Source organism: Actinoplanes sp. NPDC048791 (genome assembly GCF_040650095.1).
In the GTDB taxonomy this organism is placed as follows: Bacteria; Actinomycetota; Actinomycetes; order Mycobacteriales; family Micromonosporaceae; genus Actinoplanes.
The window spans coordinates 1-4,898 of record NZ_JBEZGQ010000654.1 but is presented as its reverse complement, the minus strand read 5'-3'; the positions used below and the strand labels follow the sequence as shown (position 1 = coordinate 4,898).

Genomic DNA, 4,898 nt, shown 5'->3' with positions numbered 1-4,898 from the left:
GCCGTCCGGCCGCTCTCTCTCGAACGTGCGGAAGCGCTGCCGGCCGATCGCGGCCGCGTAGGCTGCGGCCGAGGCGGCCGGATCGTCGGGTCGCGGCTCTGCCGCCGCGTGCTGCGGCAGCCGCTCCAGCCGGCGAGGAGCATCCGGGGGTACGGTGCGCAGCGCCCGCACGTGGTCGAGCAGCCGCGGTATGACGCAGCCGACCAGTGAGGTGAACAGCAGCAGGTAGATGGACGCGAACCAGGGCGAGGCGTAGACGTCGAAGCCGCCCAGCCGGCTCAGCACCGGGGCCAGGTCGGGATGGTCCCGGAAGTAGCCGGCGACGTTCTCCGGGTTGATCGCGCGCTGCGGCAGCACCGAGCCCGGGATCGCGGCCACGGCCAGCAGGAAGAGCAGCACCAGGGCCGTGCGCATGCTGGTGAGCTGCCGCCAGGAGTTGCGCAGCAGCGCCCACAGCCGGTTGGGCCGGCGCGGCGGTGGCTCGGCCGCGGGCGCTGGGCGCTGCTCGACGACGGTCACAGCAGGGTCCCCGCGTCGAAGTTGAAGGTGGTGACCAGCCAGATCAGGAAGCTGTTCCAGCCGCCGGTGACCAGGGCCAGCCCGACCAGGACCAGCAGCACGCCGCCGATCCGGGTGACCCACCGGCTGTTGCGGCGCACGGCCTTGAAGACGCCGAGCAGCCGGCGGAAGAAGAGCCCGAACAGCACGAACGGCACCCCGAGCCCGAGGCTGTAGGCCAGGGCCAGCACGACGGCCCGGTCGGTCTGCCCGCTGGTGGTGGCCAGGCCGAGGACCGCGCCCAGGGTGGGTCCGGTGCAGGGCAGCCAGGAGAGCCCGAACAGCGCCCCGAGGATCGGCGCCCCGGCCAGGCCGGCGTTGGGCAGCCAGTTGATCCGGGCCTGGCCCTGCATACCGGGGACCAGGCCGATGAACATCAGGCCGAGCACGATGATCAGCACCCCGAGCACGATGTTGAGGGTTCGCTCGTGGGTCTTCAGCGCCAGGCCGATGTTGGCCACCAGGGTAGCCAGCAGCATGAACACGACAGAGAAGCCGACGACGAACAGCACCGTCCCAGCCAGCACCCGGCCGCGGCCGGCGGTCCGCGCCTGCGGCTTGGTGGCCACCGCGACGGACCCGCCCGGCTCCGGCTCCGGCTGCGACTTGGGGGGCACGCCCAGCGCGGCGTCGAGGTCCGCGCCGGCCAGCCCGGTGACGTACGAGAGGTAGCCGGGCATGAGCGGCAGCACGCACGGCGACAGGAAGCTGACCAGCCCGGCTATCGCGGCAGCACCGATGGCCAGCAGCAACGGACCACTGCTGGCGACGTCGGCGAAGGTCTCCCCCATCAGCCCGGGCCCTCCGCGGCGATCCGCTCGACCACCGGCTGCAGCACGGCGATCGTGGTGGCCCCGCGGATGCCCGCGGCGATCCGGCCCTGCCGGTCCAGGATCAGCGTGGCCGGGGTGGTGACCTGCGTGACGTCGAACTTGAGAGCGACACTGCCGTTCGGGTCGTAGATGCTCGGATAGGTCACCCCGAAGCCGCGCTCGAACGCCTTCGCCGGGTCCTTCTCGTCACGCGAGTTGACCCCCACGAACGTCACGTCCTTGGCCTTGGTGGCCTGGTACGTGCGCTCCAGATCGTCCGCCTCGGCCCGGCACGGGTTGCACCACGAGCCCCAGAAGTTGACGACGATCACCTTGCCGCGGTCCTGCGTGACGTCGTACGTGCCGCCGGCCAGCAGCTCACCGGTGACCGCGCGGGCCTCGGGACGCTGGTCCGGGGTGCACTCGATGACCCGGTCGGCGTTCGTCGAGCACTTCTTCTCCCAGCTCTCCTCCCCGCAACCGGCCAGCGCACCGGCCGTGACGGCGGCGGTGAGGGCGACTGCGGTGAGCCGGCGCACGGTCATGCCCCCTTGGCCGTCCGGGCGCTCGGGGACATGGCCACCAGGGCGGCGGCGGGCTCGGCGTACTCGATGCCGACGACCTTCGCGTCCTCGAAGACGAACGAGGTGAGGCTGGCCAGGCCGCACTGGCGGCGGCGCGGGTCGTGCCAGAGGCGCTTCTTCTCCACGTACCGGCGCAGGGTCCAGATCGGCAGCTGGTGCGAGACGCAGACCGCCTCGTGCCCCTCGGCGGCGACCCGGGCGGCCTGCACGGCGGCGAACATCCGCTGGGCGATCTGCAGATAGGCCTCGCCCCAGGACGGGGTGATCGGGTCGCGCAGCACCCACCAGTTGCGCGGGTTGCTGAACGCGCCGTCGCCGACCGACACCTTCTTGCCCTCGAAGAAGTTGGCGCTCTCGATCAGCCGGGTGTCGGTGGTCGTCTCGAGCTTGAAGTGGGCCGCGAACGGCTCGGCCGTCTCCTGCGCGCGTTCCAGCGGGCTGGCCACGACGTGCGTGACGTCGCGGTCGGCGAGCGCCTCGGTGGCCGCCTTGGCCATCTGCCGGCCCAGCTCCGAGAGGTGGAAATCGGGCAGGCGGCCGTACAGGATCTTGCCTGGGTTGTGGACCTCGCCGTGCCGCAGCACGTGCACCGTGGTCTTGGTCGGGCTCAAGATTGTGCTCCCCCCGCTGCCGCGGCGGCCCGCGCCGCCGCCGGCAGTGCCGCGCTGATCTGCTCCAAGGCGGCGTCGTCGAGCGCCGCCGAGACGAACCACGACTCGAACGCGCTCGGCGGCAGGTAGACACCGCGGGAGAGCATCGCGTGGAAGAACGCCCGGAACGCGGCCACGTCCTGGGTCTTGGCCGAGTCGTAGTCGACGACCTCGGCGTCGGTGAAGAAGATGGAGAACATGTTGCCGGCGAAGGACAGCCGGTGCGAGACGCCCGCGGTGTTCAGGGCGTCCGAGGCGAGCGCGCCGATCGTGGCGGAGACCTCGTCGAGCCGTTTGTAGACGGCGTCGTCGGCCAGCCGCAGGCTGGTCAGCCCGGCCGCGCAGGCCAGCGGGTTACCGGAGAGCGTGCCGGCCTGATAGACCGGCCCGGCCGGGGCCAGCCGGGACATGATCTCGGTGCGGCCACCGAAGGCCGCGGCGGGCAGGCCACCGCCCATGACCTTCCCGTACGTGAACAGGTCGGCGTCCACGGGATCGAGCCCGGTCCAGCCGCCCGGTGACACCCGGAAACCGGTCATCACCTCGTCGACGATGAGCAGGGCCCCGGCGGCGTGGGCCAGCTCGGCGAGCCGCTGGTTGAAGCCGGCCCGCGGCGCGATCACGCCCATGTTGCCGGCGGCGGCCTCGGTGATGATCGCGGCGATGTCGTCGTTGTCCCGGAAGACCGCCTCGACCGCGGCGACGTCGTTGTACGGCAGCACGATGGTCTCGCTGGCCGCCGCGCCGGTGACCCCGGGCGAATCGGGCAGGCCCAGCGTGGCGACGCCGGAACCGGCCGCGGCCAGCAACGCGTCGACGTGACCGTGGTAGCAGCCGGCGAACTTGACGATCTTGCTGCGGCCGGTGAAGCCGCGGGCCAGCCGGATCGCGGTCATGGTGGCCTCGGTGCCCGAGCTGACCAGGCGCACCTGCTCGACCGGGGTGCGCCGGACGATCTCCTCGGCCAGCTCCACCTCGCCCTGCGTCGGCGTGCCGAAGCTGGTGCCGAGCGCGGCGGCGGCCTGCACGGCGGCGACGATCGCCGGGTGCGCGTGCCCGTGGATCAGCGGACCCCACGAACAGACCAGGTCCACGTAGCGGCGGCCGTCGACGTCGACCATCCACGGGCCCTCACCGCGGGCCATGAACCGGGGTGTGCCGCCCACGGAGTTGAACGCACGCACGGGTGAATTGACCCCGCCGGGCACGATGCCCTTGGCGCGGTCGAACAGGGCCTGGGAGACCGGGGCCTCGTCCGGGTACGGACTGCCCGCGGCGTGGTTTGAGGTGGTCACGGCGGATCCCATTCTGTCAGCGCCGGGCGGCGGCCGCCTTAGCAGCCCCGGGGGCGGGTTGTACAGGTCACGATCGGTGGGTGGATGCGGGGCGGATGAACCGTGCCAACAGGCTGGATTCCACCGCTCGCGATAGGCTGACCCGGTGGAGCGACCGGAGCTGTCCATCGCGGTTGAGCGAGCCCCCGACGAGGTTGTCTTCCACCTCGCCGGCGAGATCGACGTGCTCACGGTGGCCAAATTGTCCGCCATGGTGAACGAGACCCTGCTGGAACCGGAACCACCCTCCCGGATCGTGCTCGACATGTCCGGCGTGACCTTCTGCGACTCGCAGGGCCTGGGCACCCTGGTGGTGCTCAGCCGTAAGGCCCAGCATGCCCGCGCGGTGCTGGCTCTGACCAACGTCGGCGACTTCCTGCTCCGCGTCCTGGACATCACCGGCCTGCGCAGTGCCCTGATGATCTCCAGCGCTACCTGATAGGTTCCTGTCGAGCCCCGGATGGGCCGACACGGAGGGAAAGTTGTTCGGCCATCCTCCGTGGGCTCATCCACCCTGGGTGGCTGCTCTCCGTGACAGGGATCGAGCAGTAGGGACGACATTGAGCGCGACGTTCAACCACACCATCATCGCCGCGAAGGACCGCACCGTCTCGGCCGCCTTCTACCGTGACGTGCTGGAAGCAGCCGACGCCCCGTCCTGGGGCTTCTTCACCAACCTCCAGCTGGACGGCGGCGTGCTGCTCCAGTTCGCCGAGCCGCCGGTCGAGATCCAGATGCAGCACTACGCGTTCCTGGTGGACGACGAGCACTTCGACCGGGCGTACGCGCTGCTCCTCGAGCGCGGCATCGAGCACTGGGCGGACCCGCAGATGCAGCGCCCGGGCGAGACGAACACCGAGCACGGCGGCCGCGGCGTGTACTTCAAGGACCCGGCCGGTCACGCCCTGGAGCTGATCACCCGGCCGTACCTACGCTCCCCGCAGTAGCCGGAACGCCGCC

The 4,898-nt window shown here is 71.3% G+C and carries 7 protein-coding genes; 2 read left to right on the top strand and 5 right to left on the bottom strand.

Going from position 1 to position 4,898, the window contains the following annotated elements; all coding sequences use genetic code 11:
- From AB0C29_RS33740 to hemL, 5 genes are all read right to left on the bottom strand, one after another.
- On the bottom strand, positions 1-519 hold a 519-nt coding region (locus AB0C29_RS33740; protein WP_360828916.1), incomplete at its 3' end, for a cytochrome c biogenesis protein ResB.
- Positions 516-1,349: a cytochrome c biogenesis protein CcdA gene (locus tag AB0C29_RS33735; protein WP_360828914.1), complete on the bottom strand. Its 834-nt coding sequence runs from the start codon at positions 1,347-1,349 to the stop codon at positions 516-518. The genes AB0C29_RS33735 and AB0C29_RS33740, both read right to left, overlap by 4 nt.
- Positions 1,349-1,915 carry a TlpA disulfide reductase family protein gene (locus AB0C29_RS33730; RefSeq protein ID WP_360828911.1) on the bottom strand — a complete coding sequence of 189 codons (567 nt, stop codon included), beginning with the start codon at positions 1,913-1,915 and terminating at the stop codon, positions 1,349-1,351. The genes AB0C29_RS33735 and AB0C29_RS33730 overlap by 1 nt, the downstream gene beginning before the upstream one ends.
- Positions 1,912-2,568 (bottom strand): histidine phosphatase family protein, encoded by a 657-nt coding sequence (locus AB0C29_RS33725; protein ID WP_360828919.1) that lies wholly within the window; start codon positions 2,566-2,568, stop codon positions 1,912-1,914. Before AB0C29_RS33725 ends, AB0C29_RS33730 begins: the two co-directional genes overlap by 4 nt.
- On the bottom strand, positions 2,562-3,911 hold the full coding sequence (gene hemL, locus AB0C29_RS33720) for a glutamate-1-semialdehyde 2,1-aminomutase (RefSeq protein WP_360828908.1): 1,350 nt from the start codon (positions 3,909-3,911) through the stop codon (positions 2,562-2,564). Before hemL ends, AB0C29_RS33725 begins: the two co-directional genes overlap by 7 nt.
- 133 nt (positions 3,912-4,044) lie before the next feature.
- On the opposite strand from hemL, the gene AB0C29_RS33715 reads away from it, so the two are divergent.
- Positions 4,045-4,377 carry an STAS domain-containing protein gene (locus AB0C29_RS33715; protein ID WP_360550781.1) on the top strand — a complete coding sequence of 111 codons (333 nt, stop codon included), beginning with the start codon at positions 4,045-4,047 and terminating at the stop codon, positions 4,375-4,377.
- Between the two features lie 121 nt (positions 4,378-4,498).
- Positions 4,499-4,885, top strand: a complete 387-nt coding sequence (locus AB0C29_RS33710; protein WP_360828905.1) for a VOC family protein — start codon at positions 4,499-4,501, stop codon at positions 4,883-4,885.
- The last annotated feature ends 13 nt before the right edge of the window (positions 4,886-4,898 follow it).

Bases quoted from the DNA above. Each gene is read 5' to 3' on its own strand.
- AB0C29_RS33735 (WP_360828914.1), bottom strand. From the start codon at position 1,349: ATGGGGGAGACCTTCGCCGACGTCGCCAGCAGTGGTCCGTTGCTGCTG.
- AB0C29_RS33730 (WP_360828911.1), bottom strand. From the start codon at position 1,915: ATGACCGTGCGCCGGCTCACCGCAGTCGCCCTCACCGCCGCCGTCACG.
- hemL (WP_360828908.1), bottom strand. From the start codon at position 3,911: ATGGGATCCGCCGTGACCACCTCAAACCACGCCGCGGGCAGTCCGTAC.